This window comes from Ralstonia sp. 25C (assembly GCF_051904805.1).
In the GTDB taxonomy this organism is placed as follows: Bacteria; Pseudomonadota; Gammaproteobacteria; order Burkholderiales; family Burkholderiaceae; genus Ralstonia.
On sequence record NZ_CP196738.1, the window covers coordinates 1,040,610 to 1,057,154 of the forward strand.

A 16,545-nucleotide genomic window follows, 5' to 3' on the forward strand; every position below is an offset into this window, starting at 1 on the left:
AGGTTATTAAGCGCCAAACATCACTGGCGCCCGTGGCTCTTGCCCATAAGGTGAGAGCCACACTCAGCCGATACGTTGTCCACCGAGTTCAATCGCGATATCGCGCAAGCTGGAAACGAACGGTGACGAGTCGTTGCGCCTCATCACCAGAAACAGCTCCGAGTCGTCCTCCACGTCCAAAAGTTCTCGGAAGACCAATCCCGGAAGCTGGATGCTACTGATGCTCTTGGGAATCACCGCGATGCCGTGACCTGATGCGACGTGGACGAGGGCGGTCAGAAAGTCTTTCGTCTGAAACTCGATGTTCGGCGTGAATCCTGCCCCCTTTCCGATTGCGATCACGTGGCGGGCAAATCCGATGTCCTTGTGAAACTGCGGAGCGGTGAACACTTCATTGGCCAGGTCCTTCGCGTGCACGGCGGCAGCGGCCGCTAGGCGGTGGGTCTTGGGTAGAGCAACCACAAGCTTTTCCCGAAGCATTCTTATCTGCTCCACTTCATCGCGGTGCCCGGCCGCGGTACGCACGATGCATGCATCTAGCACGCGTTGCTGAAGCAGTTGAATCTGCGTCGGACTCTCCAGAGAGTGCAGGTTTGTGTGGACCTGCGGAAACCTCTCTCCATGCTTTGCCAGCAACTGCTGCACGACGCCGGCGCAGGCGGCAGAGATCACGTAGCCAACTTCCAGAGCACCCACTTGGCCTCGGCCGGCCATCATCGCCACACGCTTCGCATTCTCGGCGGAAGCGAGCGTTTGTTGAGCTTCTTTGAGAAACAGAGCGCCCGCCGTATTGAGGCTGACTGAACGCTTCGTACGGGTTAGTAGCTTGACGCCGAGCTCTCGTTCAAGGGCTTGGATCTGCATGCTTAGTGCAGAAGGGGCGATGTCGAGCAGCTCGGCAGCGTTCCCAAAGTGCAATTGCTCGGCGACGGTTATGAAGTATCGAAGCTGCTTGAGGTCCATCTGTGGTCGCCTGTAACGCTTTCGATGTCACCGCAATGAGCAGGACATGTCTCGCTTATGCCGGCTGGTGCAAGGATTTTAATGATACGGAGCTTGCTGGCTTAAGCAAGGAGTTTCCGGCGATTCAACGCGGAACGAGTTGAAGCGCAGTGGAGCAGGCGGCAGTAGTAAACGCGCATCACCTGCATCAGTCGTCCACGCAGAACTGCATCACCCCGTACTCCCGGGATTTCCCTTGGTTGTGTGTGCTAAGTACATGATTCATATGGGGAAAAATTCTTTGGCAACAGTTGGCATTGTTCCTGCTTTTAAGCGTCCGCGCTGTCTCGAATCCCTGTGGCAATACGCTCAAGTAAGCCGCAGCAAAGCTGATCAGCCGCCAGTTCTCTGCCCTATGGCAGATGCTCAAGCAAGCTTTCCGGTTTCACTTGAAGTCATCGCCGGAGAGCAGTCAGATAAATACGTTATGCCAATGGAAGATTTCGTCGGCTATCAGCTTGACGTTTAACCAAGATGGAGAGGAAAGTGAAATCAAGCATTCGGGTAATTGTGCTGGCGGTTACAGCATTGCTTTCAGCGCACGCTTCTTTCGCAGAAGAGCTGACGCCTGCGGGGGCGGAGAAAGGTGGCAACAAAGATGGCACCATTCCGGCGTTCAACGGCAAGAGTTCGCCCACTTCGGGCTGGTCCGTTGGAAAGTACCGCGGTGACTATTCGTCGCATAAGGACGAGAAGCCGATTTTTGTCATCGATGCCTCCAACGTCGACAAGTACGCAAGCAAGCTCTCGCCAGGGCAAGTTCAACTGATCAAGACGAACAAGGGCTACACGATGCCCGTGTATCCGTCGCATCGCGATTGTGGTTTCCCAGATTTCGTGCTCGAGAACACGAAGGCAAATGCTGGCAAGGCGGCAATCGGCTCGGACGGCTGGTCACTTGATAAGGCGGTGCTCCCCTCCATCCCGTTCCCGGAACCGAAGTCGGGCATCGAGGCCATGTGGAACTGGCTTGCTCGCTATCAAGGCGTCGGCCAAGACTGGCCTGCTGGCGTGTCTGTCGTATCGGCATCGCCAGGTGGCTCCAACCGTATCGAGATCTCTTGGACTCAGCTCATCTATTTCCCGTGGGGTAAGAAGGGAGCGAGTTCGCCATCGGATCATGGCGGGATCGAAAACGCGATGTACTACAGCTATACGGACCCTGCCGCCTTGGCCGGTCAAGGTCTGGTGCAGCGGTACTACTTCTCCAAGGATACTGATGCTTACTACTACTTCACCGGACAGCGTCGCGTGCGTCGTCTGCCCAGCTATGCGTACGACTCGCCGCTGATTGGTTTCGAGAACCAGTACCCATCGGATTCGCAGTTCATTTTCTACGGTAACCCCGATCGCTTCGATTGGAAGATTGTCGGCAAGAAGGAAATGTACGTGCCGTACAACAACTTCCAGGCTCAGAACTTCAACGTGAAGGTCTCTGATGCAATCGGTCCTACGTTCGTCAACCCGGCGCAACGCCGCTATGAACTGCACCGCGTCTGGGAAGTCGTCGGCACGGTGAAGTCCGGCGTGCGCCATACCGCTGCCAAGAAGGTGATGTACCTCGACGAGGACTCCTGGAACATCGTGGTCGGTGACGACTATGACGTGCAAGGCAAGCTCTGGAAGACCAAAGAGAACAACGTTGTGCCGACATGGGAGCTGGGCGGCACCTGCACGGTTCCGACCTTCGCTATGTACGACCTGACCAATGGCCGATACGTCGCAGACATGCTCGTGTATGGCACGGGTAAGGACCAACGTCGGTACGAGTCCGCATCTGACAAACGGCTCAAGGACGATTTCTTCACTTCCCAAAGCTTGCAGTCGATGAGCGAGCGGTAATCCCTCTGGGCGGTGCGTCCGCACCGCCCGGCCCTATTTCAAAAATATATCGGTGATAGCCGAGGTGCTTACGCGCTGCCCAGCGAAGGACGGCAAGGACTTCGGTGGGCACGCGTTCGTGCCAATTGCGGCATTTGGCGGAGGATGAAATGAAAAAAGCGTTGGGAAGAGCGGGCTTCTTAGTCGGGGCGGCAGTACTGTCAGGACACGCGTCCGCTTACGAATTCGACACTGGGCTGGGTGACCTGCACGCGTCTTGGGTTACGAGCGCAACCGCAGGCCTGGGTATTCGGCTCAAGAATCCAAGCTGTGCGCTGACGGGTGACCCGAATGCCTACAACAGCTGTGGAGCCAGTGCGAACGTGGCCCAGTATGGGTCAGGCAGCAATGGCAACCTCAACTACAAGAACGGCCAGCCCTACACGAGTTACCTCGGTTTGACGAGCGAGCTTCTCCTCACGATGCCGTCCGAGGGCTACAAGTTCATGGTTCGCGGCACGGGCTTGTATGACTTCGCGGCCGATCATACGAAATACGCCGACCTCTCATCGACCGCCAAGTCTCAGACGGTCTATCCCGCCCAGTTACTGGACCTTTGGGGAGAGAAGGACTTTGACATCGCAGGGAAGAACGCACACGTGCGCCTTGGTAATCAGGTGATCAACTGGGGGGAGAGCTACTTTGCATCTGGTGGGATCAACGCGACCAACCCGCTTGATATCCAGAAGATTCTGATTCCGGGCGTGCAGTTGAAGCAGGCACTTCTTCCTTCACCGATGGTTGAGTTCGCTACCGACCTCCCCTATGGGATGAGCACGGAGGCGTACTACCAGTTCAGGTGGAACGGCAACAGGTATCCGCCGGTGGGAACGTACTTTTCAACGACCAACGTCTTCGGCCGCGGGGCGCAGCCGTTCTATGCAGACCCGAACAATTTCAACGTGTCTGCGACTTCGCCCAATGGGGTACCGGTGCCCGTCAGCACGCAACTGCCAAGCAATCGCTCGCCGCAGTATGGCGTCAAGCTTGCGTTCAAGCCCACGGCCGTGGATGCAAACTTCGGCCTCTATTACATGCAGTACACGGATCAAGCGCCAACGCTGTCCACGCTCGCGGACGGATCCTTCCAATGGTCATACCGCGAACGCCGAAAGCTCTTTGGCGTGAGCACCAATTTCCAAGTGGGCGACTGGGCCATTGGTTCCGAGCTCTCTTACCGGCCTCATGATGCCGTCGCGCTTTCTGGCTGTTACGGGCCGGGTGGGCCACTCGACGCAAACACGAATTCGGTGACTGGTATCAACTGCCAGCAATGGATCGACAAGAAGAAATTCCAGTTTGACATCAATGCTCAAATTAACCTGACCGAGAGTAGCGCACCCTTCATCAAGTACCTCGGAGCACAAGCGGCAGTCTTCACTGCTGAATTCACGTGGGTCAAGTATCCAGGTGTGAGCGCGGGCTCGCAGTTTTTCCGCACCGTCAATGGCGTGAACGTCGTCCAAGTGCCAGCCACCGGCTACAGCACGTGGCTCAACAACAACTCTGGACTGGGCTATCCGATCGCCGCGGGCCAAGGCACATCGAGCTCGGGTGGCGTCGTTCTGGATTTCAACTGGACCTATGACGGCTCTCTGATCCAAGGGTGGCAGGTTACGCCGGGCGTCACGTTCTCGGCCAGCATGCTGGGGTACACGCCCACGTTCTCGGCCAACTACATGAGCGGCGCAAAGTCGGTGAACCTTTACGTGCTGTTCAACCAGAACCCGACGAAGTGGCAGGGCGGTATCAACTTCACTACGTACTTCGGCGGGAATGCTCTGAGCCAGCCTTTTGGCGACCGCAACTTTATCGGCATGTTCCTGACACGCAATTTCTGATGGAGGGACCTGCGCGCGTCTGAACAGGCGCGCGCGGGGCAATGCTTTGATTTGTCGGCGCACAGTCGCTCGCGGAGTGCCTGACACAGCAGGATCGTGGCTTTGCCACGCACAGGAGTTATCGTGAACAGAGTCATCAAGCGGTTGGAAGATTGGTTTTTCACTCATCGAATGCTCACGCTCTTAGCGCTGGGCCTCTTCACCGTGGTCATGGGAGTGTTTGGCTCCAAGCTGCACATGGACGCGGGTTTCGAAAAGCAGATTCCAGTCGGACACCCTTACGTTCAGACGTTCCAGAAGTATCGAGCGGACCTTTTAGGCGCCAATCGTCTGACGGTGGTGGTACATGCCAACCACGGCACCATCTGGACTAAAGAAGGCTTGAAGCGGCTTGACGAGGTGACCCAAGCCGTCGCCTCGCTGTCCAATGTTGATCGAGCGGGCGTGCAGTCATTGTGGACGCCGAACAGCTTCGTCAACGAAATCACGGAGGAGGGGTTTCGAGCCCAGCCGGTCATTCCAGCGACCGTGATTTCTGACACGATGACTGCGCAAGACATCGATGCCATTCGTAAAACAACGACTGCCGGTGGGTTCCTCGGCTCCCTAGTCTCCCGCGACGAGACCGCGGCGATGATTACCGCCGAAATCAATGAAGTCGGTGCTGACGGAAAGAAGGTTGACTACGTTGAGTACAACAAGCTGCTCGAGCAGTTGCGCAGCAAGTATGAGGACGGCAACTACAAGATCGAGATTATCGGCTTCGCCAAACAGATTGGTGACATTGCCGACGGTGCCCAAGGCGTTCTCGTCTTTTGCGCTATCGCGCTGCTGTTGACCGCCGCAGCGGTGTATTGGTATTCGCACTCCGTGCGCTTCACGATTTTGCCCATTGTCTGCTCGCTTACGTCGCTTGTGTGGCAGTTCGGCACGTTGAAGCTCCTTGGCTTTGGTCTGGATCCCCTTGCTGTGCTTGTTCCATTTCTGGTGTTCGCAATCGGTGTTTCGCACGGCGTGCAGCAGATCAACTACATCGTTCGCGAACTCTCGCACGGCAAGAGCTCGATGGAGGCAGCGCGTTCGAGCTTCACGGGGCTGCTGATCCCGGGAACCTTGGCATTGGTGACGGCCTTCGTTTCTTTCATCACTCTGATGCTCATTCCGATTCCGATGATTCGGGAGCTCGCAATCACGGCGTCGCTTGGCGTTGCCTACAAGATTGTTACCAACCTGGTGATGCTGCCGGTAGCGGCCTCTTGCTTCAATTTCACGCGCGAGTATGCGGAAAAAGCCATGCGCAAGCGCGAGCGACGCGCGCAGTGGCTGAGTGCGCTGGCAGCTGTGGCCAAACCGCGCAACGCTGTGATGGTTTTGATCGCGGTCGGAGCTGTGTTCGCGACATCCATCTATGAGAGCCGTGACCGAGTCGTGGGTACGTTGCAGCCGGGTGCGCCGGAGTTGCGGCCCGAAGCCCGGTTCAATCGTGACGCTGTGGATATTTCGAACAGCTTCGACGTCGGTCTTGATTGGCTGTCCGTTGTCATCGCAGCACCTCCAGACTCTTGCGAGAGCCCCGCGGTTGGCCAGTTTTCTGACAACTTGGCCTATCACATGCAGACGGTGCCTGGTGTGGTTTCGATCAGCTCTTATCCGTCCATGCTGAGAACCTACAACGAGGGTTACAACGAAGGTAATCCGAAGATGAACGTGGTGCCGCTCGATTCGGGAAACTATGCATCTCTCAGCGCCGAAATCAATCGCGTGCGCGGATACCTGTCCAAAGATTGCAGCATGACTGCAGTTCACCTCTATCTCTCGGACCACAAGGCTTCAACGATCAACCGTGTGATTTCGGCTGTGCAAGCGTTCGAGAAGACGCACACGCTCGAAGGGGTGTCTATCAAGCTCGCAGCGGGCAATGCGGGTGTTCTAGCGGCGACCAACGACGAAGTCGAAAAGTCGGAAACACCGATGATGATGTACGTCTATGGCGCAATCATCTTGCTTGTGTTCTTTGTCTATCGCGACTTGAGAGCCGTCGTAGCGTGCTGCCTTCCGCTCACGGTCGGAACCTTCGTTGGCTACTGGTTCATGAAAGAGTTCCAGATTGGGCTGACGGTTGCGACGCTTCCGGTGATGGTGCTCGCGGTCGGTATTGGCGTGGACTACGCCTTCTATATCTACAACCGTCTCCAATTGCACCTCGCGAACGGAGAGCCCATCACGAAGGCGCTTGAGCATTCGATGTTGGAGGTCGGGATGGCGACCGTGTTTACGGCAATCACGCTCGCTATTGGCGTAGCCACCTGGTCGTTCAGCGCGCTCAAATTCCAGGCTGACATGGGCAAGCTGCTGGCCTTCATGTTCATGGTCAATCTGATCATGGCGATGACGGCGCTGCCGGCGCTTGCGGTTGTTCTCGAAATCATCTTTCCACGGCGCCGTCCAGTGCGAGCTCCTGGAGTCCTCAGTCACTAATGCGTCAGGTGAAGCAGATGAACTATGAAAGTGTGAGTCTGAAGGCCAAAACTCTGGCGCAGGCGTCTCTGGTTTGGATTACGTTGCTCGCCGCTGCGCCGCTCGCATTTGCGAACGATGCACCGACGCTTCGTCTGCACCCGGCAGAACGGGTAGCGGCAGCGACGAAGACGGCGATACTCGGCGCTGCACGCGCAGGAGGGCGCATCGTTGCGGTTGGTGACCACGGCGTAATCCTGCTATCGGACGACGACGGGAGGACGTTTCGCCAGGCCCGGAGTGTGCCAACTGACCTTACGCTGACTGCGGTCTCGTTTGCCGACTCGGCAAAGGGTTGGGCGGTGGGGCATGGCGGCGTCATTCTCGCCACGGATGATGGTGGTGAGACGTGGCGTCTGCAGCGTGAGGACCTTAAGGTTGACCAGCCGTTGTTCTCCGTTTTCTTCCGGAATGCGTCCGAAGGTTGGGCGGTCGGCCTCTGGTCGTTGGTTCTTCACACTTCCGATGGCGGTCGCACGTGGACAACGGTGACTCTGCCACCGCCGGAAGGCGCGAAGAAGGCAGATAAGAATTTGTATGCCATTTTTCCAGGGAAAGATGACGCGCTTTTCATTACCTCTGAGCAAGGGGTGATGCTGCGCTCCGTTAACGGAGGCGCGAACTGGACCTATCTGCAGACCGGATATAAAGGTTCGCTCTGGACCGGTGTGACTCTGAAGGATGGGACTGTCGTCGCTGGTGGGCTTCGAGGAAGCCTGCTTGCAAGCTCCGACAATGGCACGACCTGGGCAACAGCGAAAAGCGCCATGCAGAGCTCGATAACCGCCCTCGCGCAGGTGTCGGGAGGGACCGTTGTGGCGGTGGGCCTCGACGGTGCCGTTCTGAAAAGTAACGACGGCGGGAAGACTTTTGCCGGGGTCAATCGCGAGGATCGGGCGCCGCTCACGGCGGTTCTCCCAAATGCTGACGGGCGGCTGGTCTTGTTTTCAGGCAATGGTCCGGTAGCCGCCTCGAACTGAGGAGGAAGCGCGTCCTTGGGGTGCGAGCGCGTACAGGACGTTCGTGCTCCACCTGCTTCATCACCGCAAGACATTCGCCGGCACATTGCTACGCGACCTGGCAAGCAGAGCAAAGTGGGTCCGAAAAGGAAAGTCGATGCACTACTCGATGAACTCGAGCGTTTGAAGGCAGCCAGCCACCACCTCCTGTTGGGCAAGCTTCACGCGTTACGCAGCTCGTGCACCTGATCGGAGAGTTCCTATCGTGTTCTGAGTTGCTTGCTCGATCTACGGCGAGGCTCAGCTTTATCTGGGATTGAGTGCCTTGCCGCTACGCTCAGGGCGTGCTCCACGAACCGCATGAGTAGGGGGAAGTCCGAAGTCTTCTTCCAACCGAGACTTACCTCGATGTCGCTCTTTGCGTTGACGATGGGTATTCCAACCACGTTGAAAGGCAGAGATTGGCAGATCGATGCGCCATAGAGCGTAATGCCTCTTCCGATCGACACGAGGCGTATAAGCACCGGAACATCATCTCCCTCCTCGACTACGTTCGGCAAGAATCCTGCACGGAGGCAAATGCTGTCCAGGACAGATCGATACGTTGCCCACCTCCTTCGTGTGCCTAGTACGAAAGGCTGGTGCGCCAGTTCGCGAAGGCGCAATTCCTTATTCTGCGCATACGGATGATGGGCGGGAACCAGTGCGACCAATGGCTCGCGACAGAAGGGTGCGTGATGAAAGCTATCGTTGCATGCCGCGCTTAGCAGCAATCCGGCGTCGAGCTCTCCCTTCGCAAGGGCGGAGGCCTGATCGGCAGAAGACAAGGAATTGACCTCGACTTCGGCCTTGGGGAAGGCCGTCTTGAACTGCAAGACGATATCGGCCATCTGCGAATAGTTGGTGAGCGCGGCATAGCCTAGAGAGACGTGCCCTGCCTCGCCTGCCGCCGTCTGCTTTGCGCTCTTTGCCGCCAGCGACAACAGGTCCAGTGCGCGACGAGCATCGCGAGCAAAGGATTCTCCGGCCTGAGTGAGTTGGACACTACGAGTCGTGCGTTCGAAGAGCGTCGCACAGAGTTCGGTCTCAAGTTCCTTGACGGCTCTGCTAACAGCAGGCTGTGCAATGTTGAGTTTTTCGGCCGCGCGCCGGAAGTTCAGTTCCTCAGCCACGACCAGGAAGCAGCGGATCTTATGGAAGCTTGGTGTGTTGATCATTGAGTCCGTCCTGAGCAATTAACGTTGTCAGTCAGCCTTGGTGTCGGCGTGGCTCCGCGCCACCGGAGGCGGCAAGACGGTTGCCGAGCCGGGCATCCATCTTCGGGTGCCCGGTCATTGGCTCGGCAACTAGTCGAATGCTTTGACCACGGCGAAGCCGTTGTCGGGTTACTCGGCATTCCCACATTCACTGCCAGCCGCTCCTTGAGCGTCGCGACCTCGAACCTTTGGGCGATGTCGTAGGGCGTGCGAGCCTGGCGCCACCGATGCACTCGGCTCTGTGCACGAAGTGCGTGGAGCTCGGCTTCTCAGAATTATTGATGCTTTATAGATATCAATAAAGCCTAATTTGATATTAGACAGATTATGGATGAAATCTCAAAATTCAAGTGATTTCGTCAATGGAGCAAAGGATGACAAACCAAGCACAGGGGCCAAAGATTGCCGTTGCACAACTCGCAGGCATCGCCGACGTCGCCGCCAATCTTGACAACATCGAAGCGATGACACGCGACGCGAAAGGGCAAGGAGCGTCGCTGATCGTTTTTCCGGAGGCGGTGATGTTTGACTACCTGGTCGACGGTGAGCGGCTCGCGGAGGTGGCCCGTGAACACGGGAGTGAATTTGAGAATGGGATCCGAGAGATTGCTCGAAAGTACGAAATTCACGTGGTGGCCGGAATGTATGCGCAATCCCCCACCGGGCGCTCGGACAACGTGCTTCTGGTAGCCGACACGCACGGCCGCGTGGCGGCAAAGTACCAGAAGCTCCACCTTTACAACGCCTTCGCATTCAGGGAGTCGGATAAGCATGACGACGCTCCATTGAAGCCGAACTTCGATGAGGTTTGCGTCTTTGAGGCTGGCGGATTGAACTTCGGTCTCCTCAACTGCTACGACCTCAGATTTCCGGAGCAAGCCCGAGTCCTTATCGACAAGGGGGCAGACGTCTTGCTGGTGGCCTCTGGGTGGGTGGCGGGGCCACTCAAAGAGTTGCATTGGGAAACGCTACTCAGAGCGAGAGCCATAGAGAACACTTGCTACGTCGCCGGAGCATGCCAACCCGCGCCTCGGTCCGTCGGCCTCTCGATGATCTTGGACCCGATGGGTGCGCAGATTGCAGGCGTCGCCGAAAACCAAGGCCTTGCTGTCGCGAACGTATCGATCCAACGACAGCTGCAGGTACGAGAGATCCTGCCTTGCGTGTCGCAACGTCGATATTTCATTAGTCAAAAACCCACAGGACTCAACTGAGCGACCATCATCGAGGAGACAACAATGCAGGCAGAGCACGCAGCGCGTCAGAGCGTGATGAACAAGTCCGTTCCCCGGAGTGAATTTCGGCGCGTCGTCACATCCGCGGCCTTAGGCCAATTCGTCGAATGGTATGACTTCGTTGTCTATGCCTACTCGGCAGGCGTTATCGCGAGACTTTTTTTCCCGAATTCAGATCCGGTGGCTGCGCTTTTGGCAGCGTTCGCCGTGTACGCCGTGGGATTCTTGATGAGGCCCGTTGGCGGCTTAGTGTTTGGCGTACTGGGAGATCGCCTCGGGCGACGAGGGATCCTCGCATTGATCATTCTCCTGATGGGCGGGTCTACCGTTGCCATCGGGCTACTTCCCACCTATCAGCAAATCGGAATCTATGCGCCGATCTTGCTTGTGCTTTGCCGATTGGTGCAAGGCCTGTCGGCTGCAGGCGAAGCTACGGGCTCCAATTCGTTCGTTGCCGAGCATGCTCCAACCGGACAACGTGGCCGCTGGGTTGCGCTTACATACTCCTTCGCAAACATCGCGCCTGTTGTCGCGGCTTTGGTGGTGCTACTGATTTCCAACATGATGTCGGGCGCCGAATACGACAGCTGGGGTTGGCGTATCCCATTCATTATCGGTGGACCGTTGGCGCTCGTAGGACTCTATATCCGTTCCAAAGTGGACGAAACACCCGCCTTCAAGGCGACCATCGCAGCGCGACGCACTGCCGCCACTCCGCTGCGGGATGCGTTCCAATACAACAGGAAGGCCATGGGCTTTACCTTTGCGCTGGCCGCACTTTCAAGCTTGGGCTTCTATACCCTTGCCGGATATTTCGTTAGCTATCTCACTGGACCGGTCGGACTCAGCAAGAACGATGCGCTCATCTCCAACAGCATTGCATTGTTCATCGCGTTCCTGTCAATGAACATTGGCGGATACCTGTCCGACATTCTTGGGCGGCGCTTCCTGATCATCGGTGGCGTTTTCTTAAGCGCGATCGCCTGCGTTCCCGGATATCTTTTGGCAAGTCACGGGACTTTGTGGTCAGCGATCCTTGGGCAAGGATTGATCGCCCTGTGCACTGGACCGTTTTGGGGCGCCATGCCTATCGTGCTCCTCGAGTTGTTTCCCACCCGGACCCGCTTCACAGGCTCTGCAATTAGTTTGAATCTTGCGTATGCAATGTTTGGCGGCACTGCGCCGTACATTGGCACATGGCTCGTTGCTGCGACGGGCAGCAAGTTGGCCCCCGCCTACTACGGAACTGCGATTGCGCTCCTCGTGCTGTTCGTAGCGTTTGCGCTTCCCGAAACGTTCAAGTCATCGCTGGTCCACGCGGAAGACGAAAAAAACTGAGTGCACTGTAAGCGCGCGCGGAACGGAAAGTCAGCGTTCGGGTTCCGCATGCATGACTCCAGCGTCATCGGTCGATCGCACGTGGCAGGCTCGAAGGACGTATCCCCGAAAACGGCTTTATTGGGCAATTGCGTATTGCTCTGTGGGATGGCGTCATGCCATCTCGCGTGCCGGCCCTGCTAGTGCGTAGACCTGATGTCAGGCGGTCGGTAGTCACGAAATCTTTACCAAACCGGACAAGAAACCCTTGTCCACGCAAAGAGAAGAAAGGAGGAAGCGTTTATGAAAATTAAAATGATTGCGGCGGCATCGGTGCTCGCGTGCACGGGAAGCGCATATGCACAAAGCGGTGTCACGCTGTACGGCGTGATGGACATCAACGTGGAGTACACCAACCACGTGGGCAACATCCCTTCGGCTGCAAACGGCTTTAATGCTGGGCCGAGCAATCGCATCATCCGCATGGGTTCGGGCGGCGGTTTGGGTGGTTCGCGTTGGGGTATCCGCGGCACGGAGGACCTGGGGAACGGGCTGCAGAGCATCTTCGTCCTGGAAAGCGGCTTTTCCGCAGACGCGGGTCAAAGCCAGCAAGGTGGTCGTCTGTTCGGCCGCCAGGCATACGTCGGGCTCCAGAACAACTACGGGCAGCTGACCTTTGGCCGCCAGTACACGTCCCTCTTCGAGGCACTGGCCAACTTCAGCCCGTTTGCCTATGCCACGCTGTATGAGCCGACGGTGCTGATGGTCGGGGGCAACTATCGCGAAGACAACACCGTCAAGTACACGGGGCAATTCGGTCCGCTGACCACCTGGGCACACTGGTCGTTCGGCGTCGGCACGACGGTGCCGCAGGCGTCGGCGAGTGCCGTCACGTTTGGCGGTAACGGCGAGGTGCCTGGGCAGGGCCGACGCGATAGCGCCTACGGTGTCGCCGCGACGTATGTGGTGGGCCCGTTTGGCGCGGCGGTCGGGTATGACCAATGGAACCCCACGATCGGCGTCTCCAGTGGCACCGTCAAGAAGGCGTCCGCTGCAGCGAGCTACACCTTCGGCCCGGCGAAGATCATGGCCGGCTATCGCTGGGGGCAGAGCAAGACGCCCGCAGACATTGTGATGGTGCGTGATGACCTCTACTGGGTCGGCGCCAATTATCAGGTGACGCCGGCCGTGGGTCTGTCGCTCGAGTATTCGTACGACAAGGTGAAGAATCTGTTCGGCAATACGGGCGCGCCCAATCCGTGGCAGATCGCGCTGATCTCGACGTACTCGCTCTCCAAGCGTACGGATCTTTACCTGAGCGCCGCCTACTCGAAGAATGCAGGACTGACGCTGGATTCGGCAGCCACCAGCTATCTGACCAGCTTGGCCCTCGGCTCCAGCTACACGCTGCCGAATGGTGCGAACTCGATGATGGGCGTGGCAGTGGGTATGCGCCACAAGTTCTAAGTGATTCGGCCTCTGCCTGACGAACGCGCTTCGTCAGGCAGACGAGGCACTGCTGCATGGCGAGAAGTGCGTCGCCTTGGCTGGTGCCGGATATGGTGAGCGAAGACCACGCTCGCTAGGTTGATTGCTTTCTCCGCAAACTCGATCAGGATCCCTTGGTCGCACAGCGCGTGGCGACCTTCGAAGTGATGATGACCCTGGTTTCCACTGGCTTGGCCTTGGGCCTGGGGGCGCAACGCACATCGCATCCAGCCGCGAGGCAGGCGTCGGGGGGTGGCCCTTGGCGGGCAAGCCGCCGATGCTGGTGGCTTATCTGTTGCGCTGCGATGCGGAGCCCTCCGAAATGTTGGCTCGGTTTCCGGGTCATAACCGCTCTGGCGGGGGAGAGATCAAATACCTTTCTAGCTCGTTGGAAGCCCTAATTTGTCGAAGAAAGCCCGATTACGCTCTCGGGCCCCATTGAGAATGGCGATCGAAAGAAATCACTTCGATATAAGCCTTGTAGTTCGCGTTGTAGCCGAAATAGCCCTGTCGATCGTTTGTTACGGTCAATTGAGCCATCTTGCACCTCTTTTCGACAGACGGCGTGAGGTCACAAATAACGTAGCAGAAGCCGGGAATCTCATCTAAGCCCGGGATCGGTCGGCCGCTTGCTGTTTGCGTGTGTCCACTGCGGATTCGGTTGAGATAGCCCAATGCCTGTTCGATCGGGTCCTTGTCCTCGCCGCTGTACGCGTTTGTGATTCGCATGAATGCCCTCGCGCTCCAGCAGCACATGCAATCGCCGGTGGCCAAAGCGACGGCGCTCATGCGCCAGCTCAACTAGCCGCGCTTTGAGCATCTCGTTTCCTGGCTCAGTCTGCTCTGCGCCAGACCAGGTAGAGCGCGGAGCGACATCAGTGGGCAGAGACCATCGTGGTGTCGTCGACGCGCGTGGCGAACAGGTTGTCGACCAACAGCGGCTCGAAGTGAAAATCGCTAGGTTCGTTTTCTTTCCACACCAGCATGCGATCGGACTCACCGTCGTATCGCCCGTGATGTCGCAGGCTGGCAAGAATGGTCAGATCCAGGATGGTCATGTCTTCCAACGTCAACCAGACATGGACCGGTAATTCCTCTCCATTGCGCGGCCCGCGCAGGATGAGGTCTCGAATACAGCTTCGACTTGCCTGATAGATGTTCTCGCCACGGTAGTAGACGTTGCCGACGGTAAGCGCCAGCTCAAACGCGTGGCCTACGTCGGGGAGGCTGCGGAAGTTGTGCCGGAACGCGTGGCTGACGCTGTGGCAGGCGTGCGCGACATGGAGGGGGGAGCGCGCCAGGAATGACGTGCTCAACGGAAGCAGCACTCCATCAAGCAGCGACTGATACGTCTGCGCCTTTCTGGGTGCCTGGAAACCCAAGAGCCCTCGCCTCATCGCAGCGTAATCGAGCCGTTGCCCCGGCTGGAACGTCTCCAGGTAGCGGACGGATTCGATGAACTGATCTAAGTAGGTTGCCATGTGACGGATGTCTATGAGCCGGCGCGCGGCGCAATCGAGCGAGCTTGCTGATTTGCTGATGTGGGGGGGAGGGCGAGATGTGTGGGTCGATGACCGATCTGGATCGCAGCCTGCACGCCGGTGATTGCGGTGTTGCCGGCTAATCCACCTTCCAACAACTTGTGGAGAGGGCTGCCAGTAAGGCCTGGCCATGGCGATTGGGAACGATCCAGTTGCGATAGTGCTCGTTCCACGAACCCCGGTTGCGCATCGTGACCGGACGGGCCAACGAAACCACTGCGCTATTGCCCGAGCTGAGGGCTGTGAGGTCGCCACTGGGTAACGTTCCCACAGAGGTCTCGCAGTGATTGCCTGGAAGCCGATAGATGCCCACCCATCCCCCCGATATGACAGTTTCCGTTGCGATTGGACGTCAACGTGCGGCACGGTCAAGTCGCCGGCGTGCTCGCGCACGATCGATTGTCTTGTGTCGGTGCAGGATTTGGCAATGCCCTCCGTTGAGGTAACCGGCCGAAAGGCCCTCAAACTCGATCGACGGCCGCTGCTTTTCTCTCTCTTAAGATGGCTCGAGCGAACCTATCGCGCGACACCGAAACGGCCAGCGTGGACGCATCTCGATTACAGCGTTATCTGCAACCCGAGCGGCTATGCTCCGACTGGGCGAAGTGCAGAGAGCTTCGCATTCAATGCCGGGCTGATCATACAAATCTAGCGGACTACTACGTGGCGCCGGAATTCCCGCAATGCATAACAAGTGTGCGTGCCTTAGAGCTTTGACGCGCAAACATACACGTGTGGTCGCTCAGGCTGCGAGTCCGCTCGAGTAGCTACGCTACGCGAAGGTCGGTGCACGCCGTCCCCGAGACTGTCTCGTATAGAGAGCTACTTGGTAGCCAGAGGTCTGCGGGCACTCGCATCCCTGGCTTTGAAATATAAAGTCATATCGTCGCGTGCGGTGGCTCGTACAAGGCAACCCCACTTTGCACGTGCAAAGTGGGGCGTGTGTGATTTTCTTTTTTAAAATATCGAGCTACAAGAATTTGCGCGCATGAATTCCAATCGGCAAGGGGTCGTCAAGCGCTGGAGATCCATTAAATTCCCCCGACTCCGCTCGGAGACAAGGATTGATGTCACGCCTCTGTGAGGGAACTTGGAAAAAGCGAGAGTTCCCGGATTGTTCTTCATAAGATCCTTGTGGCGTAAGGGTTTATGGGTGATTGAGGCGCGTCGAGCATCCGTGCAGAGAATAAAAACAAGCAAAATTCTATGCAAAATATAATGCCGATACGAGGCGATAAAAGCGATGAGGTGTAGCAAAGGCGGTTTAAAGCTTGCTACACTTTCAGGCTAATCAGATGTGACGTTCTTATGCTCAGATGGAGGCTGATATCGCGGGCGTGCAAGCGCCCAATGCGTTCAGTCGCGGATGGAGTTCGCCGTGCTCGATTTGAGGCCAAGGGGTAAGGGGCAGCGACACCTGCTGTGCGTAGTCTCGGCGTACGAAGCACAAGGCTTCGGCGGCCCAGATGGACTGCCGACACACTTTTTCTAACCGCCGCATAGGCACC

At 57.4% G+C, this 16,545-nt stretch carries 11 protein-coding genes and 3 pseudogenes; 9 read left to right on the forward strand and 5 right to left on the reverse strand.

Going from position 1 to position 16,545, the window contains the following annotated elements; all coding sequences use genetic code 11:
• Window positions 1–63: 63 nt before the first annotated feature.
• Complete coding sequence (locus ACS7SF_RS23145) at window positions 64–963, reverse strand: LysR substrate-binding domain-containing protein (RefSeq protein ID WP_439892831.1); 900 nt, start codon at window positions 961–963, stop codon at window positions 64–66.
• A gap of 256 nt (window positions 964–1,219) precedes the next feature.
• Between ACS7SF_RS23145 and ACS7SF_RS23150 the strand changes: the two genes are divergently transcribed.
• From ACS7SF_RS23150 to ACS7SF_RS23170, 5 genes are all read left to right on the forward strand, one after another.
• A complete protein-coding gene (locus ACS7SF_RS23150; protein WP_439892832.1) occupies window positions 1,220–1,471 on the forward strand; it encodes a hypothetical protein in 252 nt (83 codons plus the stop codon).
• Between the two features lie 5 nt (window positions 1,472–1,476).
• On the forward strand, window positions 1,477–2,844 hold the full coding sequence (locus ACS7SF_RS23155) for a DUF1329 domain-containing protein (RefSeq protein WP_439892833.1): 1,368 nt from the start codon (window positions 1,477–1,479) through the stop codon (window positions 2,842–2,844).
• A gap of 149 nt (window positions 2,845–2,993) precedes the next feature.
• Window positions 2,994–4,724 (forward strand): DUF1302 domain-containing protein, encoded by a 1,731-nt coding sequence (locus tag ACS7SF_RS23160; RefSeq protein WP_439892834.1) that lies wholly within the window; start codon window positions 2,994–2,996, stop codon window positions 4,722–4,724.
• 120 nt (window positions 4,725–4,844) lie between these two features.
• Complete coding sequence (locus tag ACS7SF_RS23165) at window positions 4,845–7,202, forward strand: efflux RND transporter permease subunit (RefSeq protein ID WP_439894463.1); 2,358 nt, start codon at window positions 4,845–4,847, stop codon at window positions 7,200–7,202.
• A gap of 17 nt (window positions 7,203–7,219) precedes the next feature.
• A complete protein-coding gene (locus tag ACS7SF_RS23170; RefSeq protein ID WP_439892835.1) occupies window positions 7,220–8,221 on the forward strand; it encodes a WD40/YVTN/BNR-like repeat-containing protein in 1,002 nt (333 codons plus the stop codon).
• Window positions 8,222–8,460: 239 nt separating this feature from the next.
• Here the strand turns inward: ACS7SF_RS23170 and ACS7SF_RS23175 are convergent, their stop codons facing one another.
• Complete coding sequence (locus ACS7SF_RS23175) at window positions 8,461–9,417, reverse strand: LysR substrate-binding domain-containing protein (RefSeq protein WP_439892836.1); 957 nt, start codon at window positions 9,415–9,417, stop codon at window positions 8,461–8,463.
• Between the two features lie 413 nt (window positions 9,418–9,830).
• Between ACS7SF_RS23175 and ACS7SF_RS23180 the strand changes: the two genes are divergently transcribed.
• The 4 genes and pseudogenes from ACS7SF_RS23180 to ACS7SF_RS23195 form a co-directional block, all read left to right on the forward strand.
• Window positions 9,831–10,670, forward strand: coding sequence for a carbon-nitrogen hydrolase family protein (locus tag ACS7SF_RS23180; protein WP_439892837.1), 840 nt, complete (start codon window positions 9,831–9,833; stop codon window positions 10,668–10,670).
• Between the two features lie 57 nt (window positions 10,671–10,727).
• Window positions 10,728–12,029 (forward strand): MFS transporter, encoded by a 1,302-nt coding sequence (locus ACS7SF_RS23185; protein WP_439892838.1) that lies wholly within the window; start codon window positions 10,728–10,730, stop codon window positions 12,027–12,029.
• A 282-nt stretch (window positions 12,030–12,311) separates the two neighbouring features.
• Window positions 12,312–13,475 (forward strand): porin, encoded by a 1,164-nt coding sequence (locus ACS7SF_RS23190; protein WP_439892839.1) that lies wholly within the window; start codon window positions 12,312–12,314, stop codon window positions 13,473–13,475.
• 119 nt (window positions 13,476–13,594) lie between these two features.
• Window positions 13,595–13,938, forward strand: a pseudogene (locus ACS7SF_RS23195) (hypothetical protein); the annotation flags it as partial.
• Here the strand turns inward: ACS7SF_RS23195 and ACS7SF_RS23200 are convergent.
• The 3 genes and pseudogenes from ACS7SF_RS23200 to ACS7SF_RS23210 form a co-directional block, all read right to left on the reverse strand.
• Window positions 13,877–14,204: pseudogene (locus tag ACS7SF_RS23200) on the reverse strand (ATP-binding protein); the annotation flags it as partial. The pseudogenes ACS7SF_RS23195 and ACS7SF_RS23200 overlap by 62 nt on opposite strands.
• Window positions 14,200–14,316: pseudogene (locus ACS7SF_RS23205) on the reverse strand (IS3 family transposase); the annotation flags it as partial. The pseudogenes ACS7SF_RS23205 and ACS7SF_RS23200, both read right to left, overlap by 5 nt.
• 55 nt (window positions 14,317–14,371) lie before the next feature.
• Complete coding sequence (locus tag ACS7SF_RS23210) at window positions 14,372–14,977, reverse strand: hypothetical protein (RefSeq protein ID WP_439892840.1); 606 nt, start codon at window positions 14,975–14,977, stop codon at window positions 14,372–14,374.
• Window positions 14,978–16,545: the final 1,568 nt, after the last annotated feature.